The sequence below is a fragment of the Enterobacter cloacae complex sp. P13B genome, from assembly GCF_014895915.1.
Lineage (GTDB): Bacteria > Pseudomonadota > Gammaproteobacteria > Enterobacterales > Enterobacteriaceae > Enterobacter > Enterobacter bugandensis.
In genome coordinates, this window is the sequence record NZ_JADBQN010000002.1 from 106,083 (window position 1) to 122,571 (window position 16,489).

Genomic DNA, 16,489 nt, shown 5'->3' on the forward strand with positions numbered 1-16,489 from the left:
CGCCGCTCAACCGTAGGCCGGGTAAGCGAAGCGCCACCCGGCTTTGCATTTAAATCCACGACAAGAAGCCCCATATATGAAGAATGCAACGTTCTACCTTCTGGACAACGACACCCATCAGGATGGCCTCAGCGCCGTTGAACAGCTGGTGTGTGAAATTGCCGCAGAACGTTGGCGCGCAGGTAAACGCGTACTGATTGCCTGTGAAGATGAGCAGCAGGCGATTCGCCTGGATGAAGCGCTATGGGCGCGCCCGCCGGAAAGTTTTGTTCCGCATAACCTGTCGGGCGAAGGTCCACGCGGCGGGGCTCCGGTCGAAATAGCCTGGCCGCAAAAGCGCAACAGCAGCGCGCGCGATATTCTCATTAGCCTGCGGACAGACTTTGCAGATTTTGCCACCGCTTTCACAGAAGTGGTAGACTTTGTCCCTTACGAAGAATCCTTGAAACAACTGGCGCGCGAACGCTATAAAGCGTACCGCCTGGCCGGTTTTAACCTGAATACGGCAACCTGGAAATAATGGAAAAGACATATAACCCACGCGATATCGAACAGCCGCTTTACGAGCACTGGGAACAGCAGGGCTATTTCAAGCCTAACGGCGACGAAAGCAAAGAGTCCTTCTGCATCATGATCCCGCCGCCGAACGTCACCGGCAGTTTGCATATGGGGCATGCTTTCCAGCAGACCATCATGGACACCATGATCCGCTACCAGCGCATGCAGGGCAAAAACACCCTGTGGCAGGCGGGGACTGACCACGCGGGTATCGCGACCCAGATGGTGGTTGAGCGTAAAATTGCCGCTGAAGAAGGTAAAACTCGTCACGACTACGGTCGCGATGCGTTCATCGACAAAATCTGGCAGTGGAAGGCAGAATCCGGCGGCACCATTACCCGTCAGATGCGCCGTCTCGGCAACTCCGTGGACTGGGAGCGCGAGCGCTTCACCATGGACGAAGGCCTGTCCAACGCCGTAAAAGAAGTGTTCGTCCGTCTGTACAAAGAAGACCTGATTTACCGCGGCAAACGCCTGGTAAACTGGGACCCGAAACTGCGCACCGCAATTTCTGACCTGGAAGTGGAAAACCGCGAGTCCAAAGGCTCCATGTGGCACATCCGCTATCCGCTGGCCGACGGCGCAAAAACCGCAGACGGTAAAGATTACCTGGTGGTGGCGACCACCCGTCCGGAAACCCTGCTGGGCGATACCGGCGTGGCCGTTAACCCGGAAGATCCGCGCTATAAAGATCTGATCGGCAAATTTGTGGTGCTGCCGCTGGTGAACCGCCGCATTCCGATTGTGGGCGACGAACACGCCGACATGGAAAAAGGCACCGGCTGCGTGAAAATCACCCCGGCGCACGACTTCAACGACTATGAAGTGGGTCGTCGTCACGCCCTGCCGATGATCAACATTCTGACCTTCGACGGCGATATCCGCGAAAGCGCAGAGGTGTACGACACCAAAGGCAACGAATCCGACGTTTACTCCAGCGAGATCCCGGCGGAGTTCCAGAAGCTGGAGCGCTTTGCCGCACGTAAAGCCATCGTAGCCGCCGTTGATGCCCTCGGCCTGCTGGAAGAGATTAAGCCTCACGATCTGACCGTGCCGTACGGCGACCGTGGCGGCGTGGTTATTGAGCCAATGCTGACCGACCAGTGGTACGTCCGTGCCGACGTGCTGGCGAAACCGGCTGTGGAAGCGGTTGAGAACGGCAGCATCCAGTTCGTGCCGAAGCAGTACGAAAACATGTACTTCTCCTGGATGCGCGACATTCAGGACTGGTGTATCTCCCGTCAGCTGTGGTGGGGTCACCGCATCCCGGCATGGTACGACAACGAAGGCAACGTCTACGTTGGCCGTAGCGAAGACGAAGTGCGTCAGGAAAATAACCTGAGCGCTGACGTGGCCCTGCGCCAGGACGAAGACGTGCTGGATACCTGGTTCTCCTCCGCGCTGTGGACCTTCTCTACCCTCGGCTGGCCTGAAAACACCGACGCGCTGCGTCAGTTCCATCCTACCAGCGTAATGGTGTCCGGCTTCGACATCATCTTCTTCTGGATTGCCCGCATGATCATGATGACCATGCACTTCATCAAAGACGAAGACGGCAAGCCGCAGGTTCCGTTCCATACCGTCTACATGACCGGCCTTATCCGCGACGACGAAGGGCAGAAGATGTCCAAGTCCAAGGGCAACGTGATTGACCCGCTGGACATGGTTGACGGGATCTCCCTGGAAGACCTGCTGGAAAAACGTACCGGCAACATGATGCAGCCGCAGCTGGCTGAGAAAATCCGCAAGCGTACCGAGAAGCAGTTCCCGAACGGGATCGAATCTCACGGTACCGACGCCCTGCGCTTCACCCTGGCGGCGCTGGCCTCTACCGGCCGCGACATCAACTGGGACATGAAGCGTCTGGAAGGTTACCGTAACTTCTGTAACAAGCTGTGGAACGCCAGCCGCTTCGTCCTGATGAACACCGAAGATCAGGATTGCGGCTTCAACGGCGGCGAGATGACTCTGTCTCTGGCAGACCGCTGGATCCTGGCGGAATTTAACCAGACGGTGAAAGCCTTCCGCGAGGCGCTGGACAGCTACCGCTTCGATATCGCAGCGGGCATTCTGTATGAATTCACCTGGAACCAGTTCTGCGACTGGTATCTGGAGCTGGCGAAGCCGGTCATGAACGGCGGTTCTGAAGCAGAGCTGCGCGGCACGCGCAACACGCTGATTACCGTCCTGGAAGGCCTGCTGCGCCTGGCGCATCCGGTTATTCCATTCATCACCGAGACCATCTGGCAGCGCGTGAAGGTCATTGCGGGCATCAACGCCGATACCATCATGCTGCAGCCGTTCCCGGAATTCGATGCGGCTAAGGTTGATGAAGCCGCGTCAGCGGATACCGAGTGGCTGAAGCAGGCGATCGTTGCGGTACGTAACATCCGTGCCGAAATGAACATCGCCCCGGGTAAACCACTGGAGCTGCTGCTGCGCGGCTGCAGCGACGCTGCCGTTCGTCGCGTCACCGAGAACAACACCTTCCTGAAAACCATGGCGCGTCTGGAAAGCATCACCGTGCTGCCTGCCGATGACAAGGGTCCGGTTTCCGTGACTAAAATTATCGACGGTGCGGAGCTGCTGATCCCGATGGCGGGCCTGGTCGACAAAGACGCAGAGCTGGCGCGTCTGGCGAAAGAAGTGGCGAAGGTCGACGTGGAAATTGGCAAAATCGAAAGTAAGCTGGCGAACGAAGGCTTTGTTGCCCGCGCGCCGGAAGCTGTCATTGCCAAAGAGCGTGAGCGTCTGGTTGCCTTCGCCGATGCGAAGACCAAACTGATCGAGCAGCAGGCCGTTATCGCGGCCCTGTAATGCTTTTACCCCTTACGCTTCAGGGCGTAAGGGGTAACCTTCCTGAAAACTCCTCGCTTGCACTCCCTTTTCTGCGGTGCTATTAACAGCAACTGTGTGTCAATTTTTGTAATGAGTAATGCTATGAGCGTGATTACCCCCGTCGCGACGACGATGCGTCGGATCACTGAGCAGGACAATCCGGCTATCGCCGCCGTTATCCGCACCGTTTCTGCAGAGTTTGGGCTGACGGCGGATAAAGGTTACACCGTTGCCGACCCGAATCTTGACGAACTGTTTAAGCTGTACAGCCAGCCGGGCCACGCCTACTGGGTCATTGAGCAGGACGGCCAGGTTGTGGGCGGCGGCGGTGTTGCACCGCTGAGCTGCAGCGAGCCGGATATCTGTGAGCTGCAGAAAATGTATTTCTTGCCGTCGGTTCGTGGACAGGGTCTGGCGAAAAAGCTGGCGCTGGTCGCCCTGGAGCACGCGCGCAATCAGGGTTTTAAACGCTGTTACCTCGAAACCACCGCCTTCCTCAAAGAGGCCATCGGCCTGTATGAACATCTGGGCTTTGAGCATATCGATGCGCCGCTGGGCTGCACGGGCCACGTTGACTGCGAAGTCAGAATGCTGAAAAGTCTGTAAGTTTCGTTCCTGCCCCCTTCTGTTAAGCGGCTGTAAACTGAATGCTCTACACTCTCAGTTCACACCACAACGGGGGAAACACGATGTCGAAGATAAAAAGCTACGCCGCACCGCAGGCGGGTGCAGAACTTGAGCTGTACGAGTACGATGCGGGCGAACTAAAAGCAGAAGACGTCGAAGTACAGGTTGATTACTGCGGGGTCTGCCACTCAGATCTCTCGATGATCGACAACGAATGGGGCTTCTCCAGCTATCCGCTGGTTGCCGGGCACGAAGTGATTGGCCGCGTCGTCGCGCTCGGCAGCGCCGCGCAGGACAAAGGGCTGAAGGTTGGCCAGCGCGTGGGCATTGGCTGGACAGCACGCAGCTGCGGCCACTGCGACGCCTGTATCAGCGGCAACCAGATCAACTGCCTAGAAGGCGCAGTGCCCACCATCCTGAACAAGGGCGGTTTCGCCGATAAGCTGCGCGCCGACTGGCAATGGGTCATCCCGCTGCCGGACAGCATTGATATTGAATCTGCTGGTCCACTGCTGTGCGGCGGGATCACCGTCTTTAAACCGCTGCTGATGCACCACGTCACCGCCACCAGCCGCGTGGGCGTGATCGGTATCGGCGGTCTGGGCCATATCGCCATCAAGCTGCTGCACGCGATGGGCTGTGAAGTGACGGCGTTTAGCTCGAACCCGGCGAAGGAGAAAGAAGTGCTGGCAATGGGCGCGGACAAAGTCGTGAACAGCCGCGATCCGGACGCGCTGAACGCGCTGGCTGGGCAGTTTGACCTGATCATCAACACCGTGAACGTCGATCTCAACTGGCAGCCGTACTTTGAAGCGCTGGCCTACGGCGGTAACTTCCACACCGTGGGTGCGGTGATGAAGCCGCTGCCGGTTCCGGCCTTTACCCTGATCGGCGGGGATCGCAGCGTGTCAGGCTCCGCGACCGGTACGCCATACGAGCTGCGCAAGCTGATGAAGTTTGCCGGCCGCACCAAAGTGACGCCGACCACCGAGCTGTATCCAATGTCGAAAATTAACGAAGCCATCCAGCACGTGCGCGACGGCAAAGCCCGTTATCGCGTGGTGTTGAAAGCAGATTTCTGATGTGAGTTTGCCGGGTGGCGGCTTCGCCTGACCCGGCCTACTTTTGCTACTGCGCCAATGTATTAAACACTTCCGCCACCGCGACCGCCCCCGGGTCCATTACCCCATCCAGATTCTCTTTATTCACATACGATGAGCGCCCTGCTCCGGCTTTCGCCATTTTCGCCGTTGCCTCCGCTCCCTGCTGCGCAGCGTGCGCTGCCGCCTGAAGATCTTTTTTCTTCAAGGCTTCCAGCGCCGGTTGCAGCGCATCGATCAGCGTACGATCGCCGAGATCTGCCCCGCCATACTGCTTCATCTGCGCCAGTCCGCTCAGCAATGCTTCAGGTAGCGGCTGTCCATCGTGAAGCTTTTGCCCCGCCGCCGTGAAGAAGATCGACATGAGTACACCGCTCGATCCGCCCATCACCGTGGCCAGTCGTTCCCCCACCAGCAACAGCAGCTTAGGCACGTCATTCAGCGGGAGAGTGTTTTCTTCCAGGCGCTGCGCAATATCCCGTGCACCTTGCGCAAACGTAGAGCCGGTATCGCCATCGCCCACTTTGGCATCCAGCGCATTCAGGCGGTTTTCAAGCTGTATGAGCGTCTTCGTCACCTGTGAAACAGACTCCTTCACCTGCGGATTGTCGGACGCGGCATATTCCACGCTATCGTGAATAGCGCTTTGCGGAACGGTACGCAGAGGGGCAAACGCCACAGGCTTCTGCCAGCCCAGCGTCTCGACCTCGGCGTGAATCGCCTTTTCAAAGTAATCGTTGAGCTTTAGCAGCGTCAGAGAAAAGCCCTTCATATCCAGCGCGCTCACCAGCGGCGCAGGGCCAATCAGGTACGCAATATTCTCTTTCAGCGCTGAATGTGCCAGCTCTTTGGTGAGAAGAGCCATCTCCAGCGCGGACACGCCGCCGAGGTTGTTGATCAGTACCGCGAAACGCCCCTCGCCCGCCTGCGCTTTGAGCGGCGTCACCAGCGTGTCGATAATCGCTTTACTGTTTTGCGTATCAACCACCGAGGCACCCGGCTCCCCGTGGATCCCCAGCCCCAGCTCGACATGGCCCTGCTTGATGCGCCCCTCTTCATCGTCGCTGCCCGGCAGGTTGCAGGTTTGCATCGCAACGCCCAGGCTCCAGAGGTTATCGCAGGCCTGCTGCGCAATATCCCGCACCTCGCTCAGCGATTTTCCTTGCTCCGCTGCATAGCCCGCAATCTTGTGCACCAGCGCCGTGCCGGCAATGCCGCGCGGCTGCTTGTTGCCGGGCAGCGCGATATCGTCCGCCACAATCACCATCTCGACCTTCAGGCCGTAGCGTTTGGCCTTTTCTGCCGCCAGGCCAAAGTTAAGCCGGTCACCGGTATAGTTTTTGACGATCAGCAGGCAGCCGCGATCGCCCGTCACCGCCACAATAGCGTTCAGCACCGCATCCACGCTCGGGGAGGCGAACAGATCGCCACACACTGCCGCCGTCAGCATGCCTTTACCGACAAATCCGGCGTGCGCCGGTTCGTGCCCGGAGCCACCGCCGGAGATCACCGCCACGCGGCTTTTATCCCAGTCGCCGCGGGCGACAACCCTGATAGCTGGATCGATATCAAGTTTGACGAGATTCGCATGTGGCGCAGAAAGCAGTATGCCTTCAATGGCGTCATTGACCAGCTGTTTGCGATCGTTAAAGAAGAATCTGGACATTGTTTTCCACTATTTTATGAACCGTATGCAAAAGCATAGTCCGCGCTGGACAATGCGCCGCAAAGTCAGCAATTTACTCAACCATTTTGCCGTCAGGTTGCCTATACTCCACCCAGGACTAAGAGAGGAAGCGCATCATGAGTACACCATTGTTAATTGCCCGGACGCTGGAAAAAGAGCTGTATCTACTGCCCGCGATGGCGAACCGCCACGGTCTGATTACCGGCGCCACCGGCACAGGGAAAACAGTCACTCTCCAGAAGCTGGCGGAGTCACTTTCAGAGATTGGCGTGCCGGTCTTTATGGCTGACGTAAAAGGCGATTTAACCGGTGTGGCTCAGCAGGGTACCGCTTCTGAAAAACTGCTCGAACGACTGAAGAATATTGGCATTACGGACTGGACGCCGCACGGCAACCCGGTGGTGGTCTGGGACATCTTCGGTGAGAAAGGCCACCCGGTACGCGCCACCGTTTCCGATCTCGGCCCACTGCTGCTGGCCCGCCTGCTCAACCTCAACGACGTGCAGTCCGGGGTGCTGAATATTATCTTCCGTATCGCCGACGATCAGGGGCTGCTGCTGCTCGATTTCAAAGATCTGCGCGCCATTACCCAGTACATCGGCGATAACGCCAAATCCTTCCAGAACCAGTACGGCAATATCAGCAGCGCCTCTGTCGGTGCCATTCAGCGTGGGCTACTGACGCTGGAGCAGCAGGGCGCCGAACACTTCTTCGGCGAGCCGATGCTGGATATCAAAGACTGGATGCGCACCGACAGCAGCGGCAAAGGCATCATCAACATTCTGAGTTCAGAGAAGCTCTACCAGATGCCAAAGCTTTACGCCGCCAGCCTGCTGTGGATGCTCTCCGAACTGTACGAGCAGTTACCTGAAGCGGGCGATCTGGAAAAACCCAAACTGGTCTTCTTCTTTGACGAAGCACACCTGCTGTTTAACGACGCGCCGCAGGTGCTGCTGGATAAAATTGAACAGGTTATCCGCCTGATCCGCTCCAAAGGGGTCGGCGTCTGGTTTGTGTCGCAAAACCCGTCGGATATTCCTGACAATGTGCTGGGCCAGCTTGGTAACCGCGTGCAGCACGCCCTGCGCGCCTTTACGCCGAAGGATCAGAAAGCGGTGAAAGCCGCCGCGCAAACCATGCGTGCCAATCCGGCCTTTGATACCGAAGCCGCGATTCAGGCGCTGGGCACCGGTGAAGCGCTGATCTCGTTCCTGGATGCCAAGGGCAGCCCGTCCGTGGTGGAACGCGCAATGGTGATCGCGCCCTGCTCGCGCATGGGGCCGGTTACCGACGATGAACGTAACAGCCTGATTAATCACTCCCCGGTGTACGGCAAGTATGAAGACGAGGTGGATCGGGAGTCTGCGTTCGAGATGCTGCAAAAAGGGGTACAGGCAACCACCGAATCGCAGGATGCTCCACCCGCTATGGGCCAGTCAGTCGCAGTGGATGACGGCATTCTCGGCGGGCTAAAAGACATTTTGTTTGGCACAACCGGGCCGCGCGGCGGCAAGCGCGACGGCGTGGTACAGACCATGGCGAAAAGCGCCGCGCGGCAGGTCACCAATCAGATTGTGCGCGGTATGCTGGGGAGTCTGCTAGGCGGCCGCCGTCGGTAGACGGGGAACCCACGGACGGCCCAGCGCCGAACCCTGTACGCCGTTTTCCTGAAGATAGCGGTCGATTTCCACCATCCCCGTCCACCGGTTCTCGCACCAGAGCGGTGCCAGAAGCGTTGGACGGCGGGCGCTGGCGGAGATGCGGTGGTAGACAATCTCCGGCGGCGTGTGGCGAATCATCTCTCCCGCCGTCACCGTATAGTCGTCGAGCTCGATACTGCTTAACCGCCCGGCTTCCCAGGCTTTCGCCATTATGCTTCCCTTCACGATATGCAGCGGGTGCAGCTTAATGCCGTCTACGCCGGTTTCCACGACTTTTTCCAGCGTCTCCAGGCTGTGCTGCTGCCCTTCTCCGGGCAAGCCGACAATCAGATGCGAACAGACTTTCAGGCCACGCTCGCGGGCGAGACGCGTGGTGCGCTGGTAGCAGGCGAAATCATGCCCACGATTGATACGGTGCAGGGTTTTATCGTGCGCGGTCTGCAGGCCCAGCTCCAGCCAGATCTCATAGCCCTTCTCTCTGTACTCGCTAAGTAAATCCAGCACCGCCTCCGGTACGCAGTCCGGGCGCGTACCCACGCACAGCCCGACAATGTTCGCCTGAGCAACCGCCTGCTGATACATGGAACGCAGCACCTGCACCTCCGCCCACGTACTGGTGTAGGCCTGGAAATAGGCCAGATACTGCTTCGCGCGGTTCACCAGGCTGGCCTGATGGGCGAGCTGTTCCGCGATGGATTTATGCTGCTGGGCTTCGTCAGCAAACGACGCAACGTTACAGAAGGTGCAGCCGCCGCGCCCGATGGTGCCGTCGCGGTTCGGGCAGCTAAAGCCGCCGTGCAGCGTCAGCTTATGCACCTTTTGTCCGTACCGCTGCAAAAGATCCCCACCAAACATATTGACTAATTTCTGTAACTGCATAATCTGATAGACCGTCCCGAAGAAAGGGGACAAGCCTGCCATTTTTAGCCTCTGTCGGCGATGACCTGGATCAATCGCCCTGGACGGCCTTTATCCATTTGAATAAATAATCACGATTACCGAGATTTCATTCACCCGCCACGTAATTACTTTTCCTTATGTTCTGATGGTTTTTTTCATTTATAGCGCCAGGACTGAAAAACAGTGATTTTATGCGGGTTCGAAGACTGCGCCAGATTATTATTCTGCCATAAAACCGCATTTCAGCACGCTGCATCAATAATACCGCTTTCATATAGTGAGTCAGATCACACTCCCCTGCACCTTCCTGGCGCTTTCAGTGGTTGTAAAATTAGTAAAATAACCAATAAAAACAAAATGATAATTACGCTTTAGCACATTTTTGTATAAATAAGATTGCCATTTGACCTGTGTACCAATTCCCGATAAGTTGGAAATCCGCTGGAAGCTTTCTGGATGAGCGGCCTGCTCATCATATTTATGCAGTAATTGAGACTCCCTCTGAAGCAAGTCCTCAAACTTGTTTACCTGCGCGAAAGGATGAAAAAGAGGGCGAATGCGAGGTCCGCGTATGAAACGCTAACCCCGTCGCCATGCTCTTTCTGCGCCTGTGCGCCACGGTAAAGTTCAGTGGGAAGCCCGACGAGCCTGGGGAGGTTCACTGATATGTTGTACGATAAATCCCTTGAGAAGGATAACTGTGGTTTCGGCCTGATCGCCCACATAGAAGGCGAACCTAGCCACAAGGTAGTGCGTACCGCTATTCACGCACTGGCCCGTATGCAGCACCGTGGCGCCATCCTGGCCGATGGTAAAACCGGCGACGGTTGCGGCCTGCTGCTGCAAAAACCGGATCGTTTCTTCCGCATCGTGGCGGAAGAGCGCGGCTGGCGTTTAGCCAAAAACTACGCTGTCGGCATGCTGTTCCTGAATCAGGATCCTGAAAAGGCTGCCGCCTCACGCCGCATCGTTGAAGAAGAACTTCAGCGCGAAACCCTGTCGATTGTCGGCTGGCGCGATGTGCCAACCAACGAAGGGGTACTCGGTGAAATCGCCCTCTCCTCGCTGCCTCGTATTGAGCAGATTTTCGTTAACGCGCCTGCGGGCTGGCGTCCGCGCGATATGGAACGCCGTCTGTTTATCGCCCGTCGCCGCATTGAAAAACGTCTCCAGGACGATAAAGAGTTCTACGTCTGTAGCCTCTCTAACCTGGTGAACATCTATAAAGGTCTGTGTATGCCGGCTGACCTGCCGCGCTTCTACCTGGACCTGGCGGACCTGCGCCTGGAATCGGCCATTTGCCTGTTCCACCAGCGCTTCTCCACCAACACCGTGCCACGCTGGCCGCTGGCTCAGCCGTTCCGCTACCTGGCGCACAACGGCGAGATCAACACCATCACCGGTAACCGTCAGTGGGCGCGTGCTCGTACCTATAAGTTCCAGACCCCTCTGATCCCTGACCTGCACGATGCCGCGCCGTTCGTGAACGAAACCGGCTCTGACTCCAGCTCCATGGACAACATGCTGGAACTGCTGCTGGCGGGCGGGATGGATATCGTGCGCGCCATGCGTCTGCTCGTGCCGCCGGCCTGGCAGAACAACCCGGATATGGATCCGGAGCTGCGCGCGTTCTTCGACTTTAACTCCATGCACATGGAGCCGTGGGACGGTCCGGCAGGTATCGTGATGTCCGACGGTCGCTTCGCTGCCTGTAACCTGGACCGTAACGGTCTGCGTCCGGCGCGCTACGTCATCACCAAAGACAAGCTCATCACCTGCGCCTCTGAAGTGGGGATCTGGGATTACCAGCCTGACGAAGTGGTCGAGAAAGGCCGCGTCGGTCCGGGCGAGCTGATGGTGATCGATACCCGCGGCGGCCGTATTCTGCACTCTGCGGAAACCGATAACGATCTGAAAAGCCGCCATCCGTATAAAGAGTGGATGGCGAAAAACGTCCGTCGCCTGGTGCCGTTCGAAGATCTGTCTGACGACGAAGTGGGCAGCCGCGAGATGGACGACGATACCCTCGCAAGCTTCCAGAAGCAGTTTAACTACAGCGCGGAAGAGCTGGACTCGGTTATTCGCGTGCTCGGCGAAAACGGCCAGGAAGCGGTCGGCTCGATGGGTGACGATACCCCGTTCGCCGTGCTCTCCAGCCAGCCGCGCATTATTTACGACTACTTCCGTCAGCAGTTTGCGCAGGTGACCAACCCGCCAATCGATCCGCTGCGTGAAGCCCACGTGATGTCGCTGGCCACCAGCATCGGCCGTGAGATGAACGTCTTCTGCGAAGCCGAAGGCCAGGCGCACCGTCTGACCTTTAAATCGCCGATCCTGCTGTACTCTGATTTTAAACAGCTCACCACCATGACCGAGGAGCACTACCGCGCCGACACGCTCGATATCACCTTCGACGTGACCGAAACGAGCCTCGAAGAGACGGTGAATGCGCTGTGTGACAAAGCCGAGCAGATGGTGCGTAACGGCACCGTTCTGCTGGTGCTGTCTGACCGTAACATTGCGAAAAACCGTCTGCCGGTGCCTGCGCCAATGGCGGTGGGAGCTATCCAGACGCGTCTGGTCGACAAGAGCCTGCGCTGCGACGCCAACATCATTGTGGAAACCGCGAGCGCCCGCGATCCGCACCACTTTGCCGTGCTGTTAGGCTTTGGTGCGACGGCGATCTATCCATACCTGGCCTACGAAACGCTGGCTCGCCTGGTAGACACACGCGCCATCGACAAAGACTACCGCACGGTGATGCTGAACTACCGTAACGGCATTAACAAAGGTCTGTACAAGATCATGTCCAAAATGGGCATCTCGACTATTGCCTCTTACCGCTGCTCGAAGCTGTTTGAAGCAGTCGGCCTGCACGACGACGTCGCCAACCTCTGCTTCCAGGGCGTGGTCAGCCGCATCGGCGGGGCCGGTTTTGCTGACTTCCAGCAGGATCTGGTGAACCTGTCGAAGCGTGCCTGGCTGGCACGTAAGCCGCTGGAACAGGGCGGCCTGCTGAAATACGTTCACGGCGGCGAATATCACGCCTACAACCCGGACGTGGTGCGCACGCTGCAACAGGCGGTACAGAGCGGCGAATATAGCGATTATCAGCAGTATGCCGAGCTGGTGAACAACCGTCCGGCAGCGACGCTGCGCGACCTTATTGCCCTCAATCCGGGCGATGAAGCGGTCAGCGTTGACGAAGTTGAGCCTGCATCCGAGCTGTTCAAACGCTTCGATACCGCGGCGATGTCCATCGGCGCGCTGAGCCCGGAAGCGCACGAAGCGCTGGCGGAAGCCATGAACAGCATCGGCGGCAACTCCAACTCCGGCGAGGGCGGTGAAGATCCGGCCCGTTACGGCACCAACAAAGTATCGCGCATCAAGCAGGTGGCGTCCGGCCGCTTTGGCGTAACCCCTGCCTACCTGGTTAACGCCGACGTGATCCAGATTAAGGTCGCTCAGGGTGCAAAACCGGGCGAAGGCGGTCAGTTGCCGGGTGATAAAGTCACCCCGTACATCGCCAAACTGCGCTACTCGGTGCCGGGCGTGACGCTGATTTCCCCGCCGCCGCACCACGATATCTACTCTATCGAGGATCTGGCGCAGCTCATTTTCGACCTGAAGCAGGTCAACCCGAAAGCGATGATCTCCGTGAAGCTGGTTTCCGAGCCGGGCGTCGGCACCATCGCCACCGGCGTGGCGAAAGCCTATGCGGATCTGATCACCATTGCCGGCTATGACGGCGGCACCGGCGCAAGCCCGCTCTCCTCCGTGAAATACGCGGGCTGCCCGTGGGAGCTTGGCCTGGTGGAAACCCAGCAGGCGCTGGTGGCTAACGGTCTGCGTCACAAGATCCGTTTGCAGGTGGACGGCGGTCTGAAAACCGGCCTCGACATCATCAAAGCGGCGATTCTGGGTGCGGAAAGCTTCGGCTTCGGTACCGGTCCTATGGTGGCGCTGGGCTGTAAATACCTGCGCATTTGCCACCTGAACAACTGCGCAACCGGCGTTGCAACCCAGGACGAGAAGCTGCGTAAGAATCACTATCATGGCCTGCCGTTCAAGGTGACTAACTACTTTGACTTCATCGCCCGTGAAACCCGCGAGCTGATGGCGCAGCTGGGCGTGAAGCGTCTGGTGGATCTGATTGGCCGTACCGACCTGCTGAAAGAGCTGGAAGGCTTCACCGCCAAGCAGCAGAAGCTGGAGCTGTCTAAGCTGCTGGAAACGGCTGAGCCGCATCCTGGCAAAGCGGTTTACTGCACCGAGAACAACCCGCCGTTCGACAACGGCGTGCTGAACGCGCAGCTGCTGCAACAGGCGAAGCCGTACGTGGACGAGAAGCAGAGCAAAACGTTCTGGTTTGATATCCGCAACACCGACCGTTCTGTCGGCGCGTCCCTCTCCGGCTACATCGCGCAAACGCACGGTGACCAGGGGCTGGCGTCGGATCCGATTACCGCGCACTTCAGCGGTACCGCGGGCCAGAGCTTCGGCGTGTGGAATGCCGGCGGCGTTGAGTTATACCTGACCGGCGATGCCAACGACTACGTCGGCAAAGGCATGGCGGGCGGTCTGCTGGCGGTGCGTCCTCCGGTCGGTTCAGCCTTCCGCAGTCATGAAGCCAGCATCATCGGCAACACCTGTCTGTACGGTGCGACCGGCGGTCGTCTGTTTGCCGCGGGCCGTGCGGGCGAGCGTTTTGCCGTGCGTAACTCCGGTGCCATCACCGTGGTGGAAGGCATCGGCGATAACGGCTGCGAATACATGACGGGCGGAATTGTGTGCGTCCTGGGTAAAACCGGCGTGAACTTTGGCGCCGGCATGACGGGCGGTTTTGCCTACGTGCTGGATGAAGACGGTGAGTTCCGCAAGCGCGTGAACCCGGAACTGGTGGAAGTGCTGGACGTTGATTCGCTGGCCATTCATGAAGAACACCTGCGCGGTTTGATTACCGAACACGTGCAGCATACCGGTTCTTCGCGCGGCGAAGAGATCCTGGCGAACTGGCCAGCGTTCTCTGCGAAATTCGCGCTGGTTAAGCCGAAGTCCAGCGATGTTAAAGCCCTGTTGGGTCACCGTAGTCGTAGCGCAGCAGAGCTGCGCGTGCAGGCGCAGTAAGGAATTCAGATGAGCCAGAACGTTTACCAGTTTATCGACCTTCAGCGTGTTGATCCGCCAAAGAAACCGCTGAAGATACGTAAAATTGAATTTGTTGAAATCTATGAGCCGTTTTCAGAAGGCCAGGCCAAAGCACAGGCAGACCGCTGCCTGTCCTGCGGTAACCCTTACTGCGAATGGAAATGTCCGGTCCATAACTACATTCCGAACTGGCTGAAGCTGGCCAACGAAGGGCGTATTTTTGAAGCCGCCGAGCTGTCTCACCAGACCAATACCCTGCCGGAAGTGTGCGGCCGCGTGTGTCCTCAGGATCGCCTGTGCGAAGGCTCCTGTACGCTGAACGACGAGTTTGGCGCGGTGACCATCGGCAACATCGAACGCTATATCAACGATAAAGCGTTCGAGATGGGCTGGCGTCCGGATATGACCGGCGTGAAGCAAACCGACAAGCGCGTGGCGATCGTCGGCGCGGGTCCGGCAGGCCTCGCCTGTGCCGACGTGCTGACACGCAACGGCGTGAAGGCGGTGGTTTTTGACCGTCACCCGGAAATCGGCGGTCTGCTGACCTTCGGTATCCCGGCCTTCAAGCTTGAAAAAGAGGTGATGACCCGCCGCCGTGAAATCTTCACCGGCATGGGCATTGAGTTCAAACTCAACACCGAAGTGGGCCGCGACGTGCAGCTCGACGATCTGCTGAAGGATTACGACGCCGTGTTCCTGGGCGTGGGTACCTATCAGTCCATGCGCGGTGGTCTGGAGAACGAAGATGCGCCAGGCGTGTACGACGCGCTGCCGTTCCTGATTGCTAACACCAAACAGCTGATGGGCTACGGCGAAACTGCCGACGAGCCGTTTGTCAGCATGGAAGGTAAACGCGTTGTCGTGCTGGGCGGCGGTGATACCGCGATGGACTGCGTGCGTACGTCCATTCGTCAGAACGCGGCGCACGTCATCTGTGCTTACCGTCGTGACGAAGAGAACATGCCGGGCTCTAAGCGCGAAGTGAAAAACGCGCGTGAAGAGGGCGTGGAGTTCCAGTTCAACATCCAGCCTCTGGGCATTGAAGTGAACGCCAACGGTAAGGTAAGCGGCGTGAAGATGGCGCGCACGGAGATGGGTGCGCCGGATGCGAAAGGCCGTCGTCGTGCGGAGATTGTGGCTGGCTCTGAGCACGTGATCCCGGCCGACGCCGTGGTGATGGCGTTTGGTTTCCGCCCTCACTGCATGGAGTGGCTGGCGAAGCACAGCGTAGAGCTGGACTCACAGGGCCGCGTGATTGCGCCGGAAGGCAGCGACAACGCCTTCCAGACCAGCAACCCGAAAATCTTCGCCGGTGGCGATATCGTTCGCGGTTCAGACCTGGTGGTTACCGCGATTGCCGAAGGACGTAAAGCGGCTGACGGGATCATGAACTTCCTGGAAGTGTAATACCGGTTGAACATGCGGTTTATCATCACCGCATGTTCGCCCCCCCTTCTTTCCCCCCTTCAATTCCAGGCTTATTCCTTCTGCCTGAGATTTATTACGAACCATGACATGACGAACCTTTATCAACGGTCCGTAACTCTCTTTAAATCGTGAACGCAATCGTATATCCACAAAAAATAAATGGTTAAGTGTTGAAGCAGAAGTTCATATAACGCAGTAATAGAAGAGCGGCGTAATATTTGCGCCGTAAACAAAAGGGATTTGAAATAATGGTCAAAAAACATGCCTATGTAGAATATCGCCCTAAATCAACGAGTGAGGATGAAGACGTTATCCATCATGTGGTGATTGTTGACGGCAAAGAGATACATACAGAGAAAACGCAGGAAAAGGCTGCTGATTGGGCTTTGGAAAAGGGTTATGCGGTTCATGTCGCCCGCGAGCGCCATCTTAAGGACTTAAATCAACCGCCTTTGTTCCGTGTATACCCCTAGGGCAATTAGATGTTCCTTGTAATACACCAAGGGATTAAAGCCTAAATATGCGCTATTTAAAAGCCCTTC

At 57.7% G+C, this 16,489-nt stretch carries 10 protein-coding genes; 8 read left to right on the forward strand and 2 right to left on the reverse strand.

Annotated features, from left to right (window positions below; genetic code table 11):
- Positions 1-76: 76 nt before the first annotated feature.
- The 4 genes from holC (at position 77) to IM273_RS00845 (ending at position 5,105) form a co-directional block, all read left to right on the forward strand.
- The gene (gene holC, locus IM273_RS00830; RefSeq protein WP_003861884.1) at positions 77-520 is read left to right on the forward strand and encodes a DNA polymerase III subunit chi; all 444 of its coding nucleotides are present in this window, start codon (positions 77-79) and stop codon (positions 518-520) included.
- Positions 520-3,375, forward strand: a complete 2,856-nt coding sequence (locus IM273_RS00835) for a valine--tRNA ligase (protein ID WP_045630735.1) — start codon at positions 520-522, stop codon at positions 3,373-3,375. Before holC ends, IM273_RS00835 begins: the two co-directional genes overlap by 1 nt.
- Before the next feature lie 123 nt (positions 3,376-3,498).
- Complete coding sequence (locus IM273_RS00840; protein ID WP_028014579.1) at positions 3,499-4,002, forward strand: GNAT family N-acetyltransferase; 504 nt, start codon at positions 3,499-3,501, stop codon at positions 4,000-4,002.
- A gap of 83 nt (positions 4,003-4,085) precedes the next feature.
- On the forward strand, positions 4,086-5,105 hold the full coding sequence (locus IM273_RS00845; RefSeq protein ID WP_028014580.1) for an NAD(P)-dependent alcohol dehydrogenase: 1,020 nt from the start codon (positions 4,086-4,088) through the stop codon (positions 5,103-5,105).
- A gap of 46 nt (positions 5,106-5,151) precedes the next feature.
- Here the strand turns inward: IM273_RS00845 and IM273_RS00850 are convergent, their stop codons facing one another.
- Positions 5,152-6,789: a dihydroxyacetone kinase subunit DhaK gene (locus IM273_RS00850; protein ID WP_193050485.1), complete on the reverse strand. Its 1,638-nt coding sequence runs from the start codon at positions 6,787-6,789 to the stop codon at positions 5,152-5,154.
- A 137-nt stretch (positions 6,790-6,926) separates the two neighbouring features.
- On the opposite strand from IM273_RS00850, the gene IM273_RS00855 reads away from it, so the two are divergent.
- Entirely contained in the window at positions 6,927-8,429 is a 1,503-nt protein-coding gene (locus tag IM273_RS00855) for a helicase HerA-like C-terminal domain-containing protein (protein ID WP_193050483.1), read from the forward strand.
- Here IM273_RS00855 and IM273_RS00860 read toward each other — a convergent pair.
- Positions 8,409-9,350 (reverse strand): TIGR01212 family radical SAM protein, encoded by a 942-nt coding sequence (locus IM273_RS00860; protein ID WP_100170953.1) that lies wholly within the window; start codon positions 9,348-9,350, stop codon positions 8,409-8,411. The two genes, IM273_RS00855 and IM273_RS00860, sit on opposite strands and share 21 nt — an antisense overlap.
- Before the next feature lie 687 nt (positions 9,351-10,037).
- Between IM273_RS00860 and gltB the strand changes: the two genes are divergently transcribed.
- The 3 genes from gltB to IM273_RS00875 all read left to right on the forward strand — a co-directional run bounded on the left by gltB (position 10,038) and on the right by IM273_RS00875 (position 16,420).
- Complete coding sequence (gltB, locus tag IM273_RS00865; RefSeq protein WP_047367043.1) at positions 10,038-14,498, forward strand: glutamate synthase large subunit; 4,461 nt, start codon at positions 10,038-10,040, stop codon at positions 14,496-14,498.
- A gap of 9 nt (positions 14,499-14,507) precedes the next feature.
- Positions 14,508-15,926 carry a glutamate synthase subunit GltD gene (gltD, locus tag IM273_RS00870; protein ID WP_193050481.1) on the forward strand — a complete coding sequence of 473 codons (1,419 nt, stop codon included), beginning with the start codon at positions 14,508-14,510 and terminating at the stop codon, positions 15,924-15,926.
- 239 nt (positions 15,927-16,165) lie between these two features.
- Positions 16,166-16,420, forward strand: coding sequence for a hypothetical protein (locus tag IM273_RS00875; protein WP_226841104.1), 255 nt, complete (start codon positions 16,166-16,168; stop codon positions 16,418-16,420).
- Positions 16,421-16,489: the final 69 nt, after the last annotated feature.

Excerpts from the sequence above, each read along its gene's own strand:
- holC (WP_003861884.1), top strand. The coding sequence starts at position 77 with ATGAAGAATGCAACGTTCTACCTTCTGGACAACGACACCCATCAGGAT.
- gltB (WP_047367043.1), top strand. The coding sequence starts at position 10,038 with ATGTTGTACGATAAATCCCTTGAGAAGGATAACTGTGGTTTCGGCCTG.
- IM273_RS00840 (WP_028014579.1), top strand. The coding sequence starts at position 3,499 with ATGAGCGTGATTACCCCCGTCGCGACGACGATGCGTCGGATCACTGAG.
- IM273_RS00835 (WP_045630735.1), top strand. The coding sequence starts at position 520 with ATGGAAAAGACATATAACCCACGCGATATCGAACAGCCGCTTTACGAG.
- gltD (WP_193050481.1), top strand. The coding sequence starts at position 14,508 with ATGAGCCAGAACGTTTACCAGTTTATCGACCTTCAGCGTGTTGATCCG.
- IM273_RS00850 (WP_193050485.1), bottom strand. The coding sequence starts at position 6,789 with ATGTCCAGATTCTTCTTTAACGATCGCAAACAGCTGGTCAATGACGCC.
- IM273_RS00855 (WP_193050483.1), top strand. The coding sequence starts at position 6,927 with ATGAGTACACCATTGTTAATTGCCCGGACGCTGGAAAAAGAGCTGTAT.
- IM273_RS00860 (WP_100170953.1), bottom strand. The coding sequence starts at position 9,350 with ATGCAGTTACAGAAATTAGTCAATATGTTTGGTGGGGATCTTTTGCAG.
- IM273_RS00845 (WP_028014580.1), top strand. The coding sequence starts at position 4,086 with ATGTCGAAGATAAAAAGCTACGCCGCACCGCAGGCGGGTGCAGAACTT.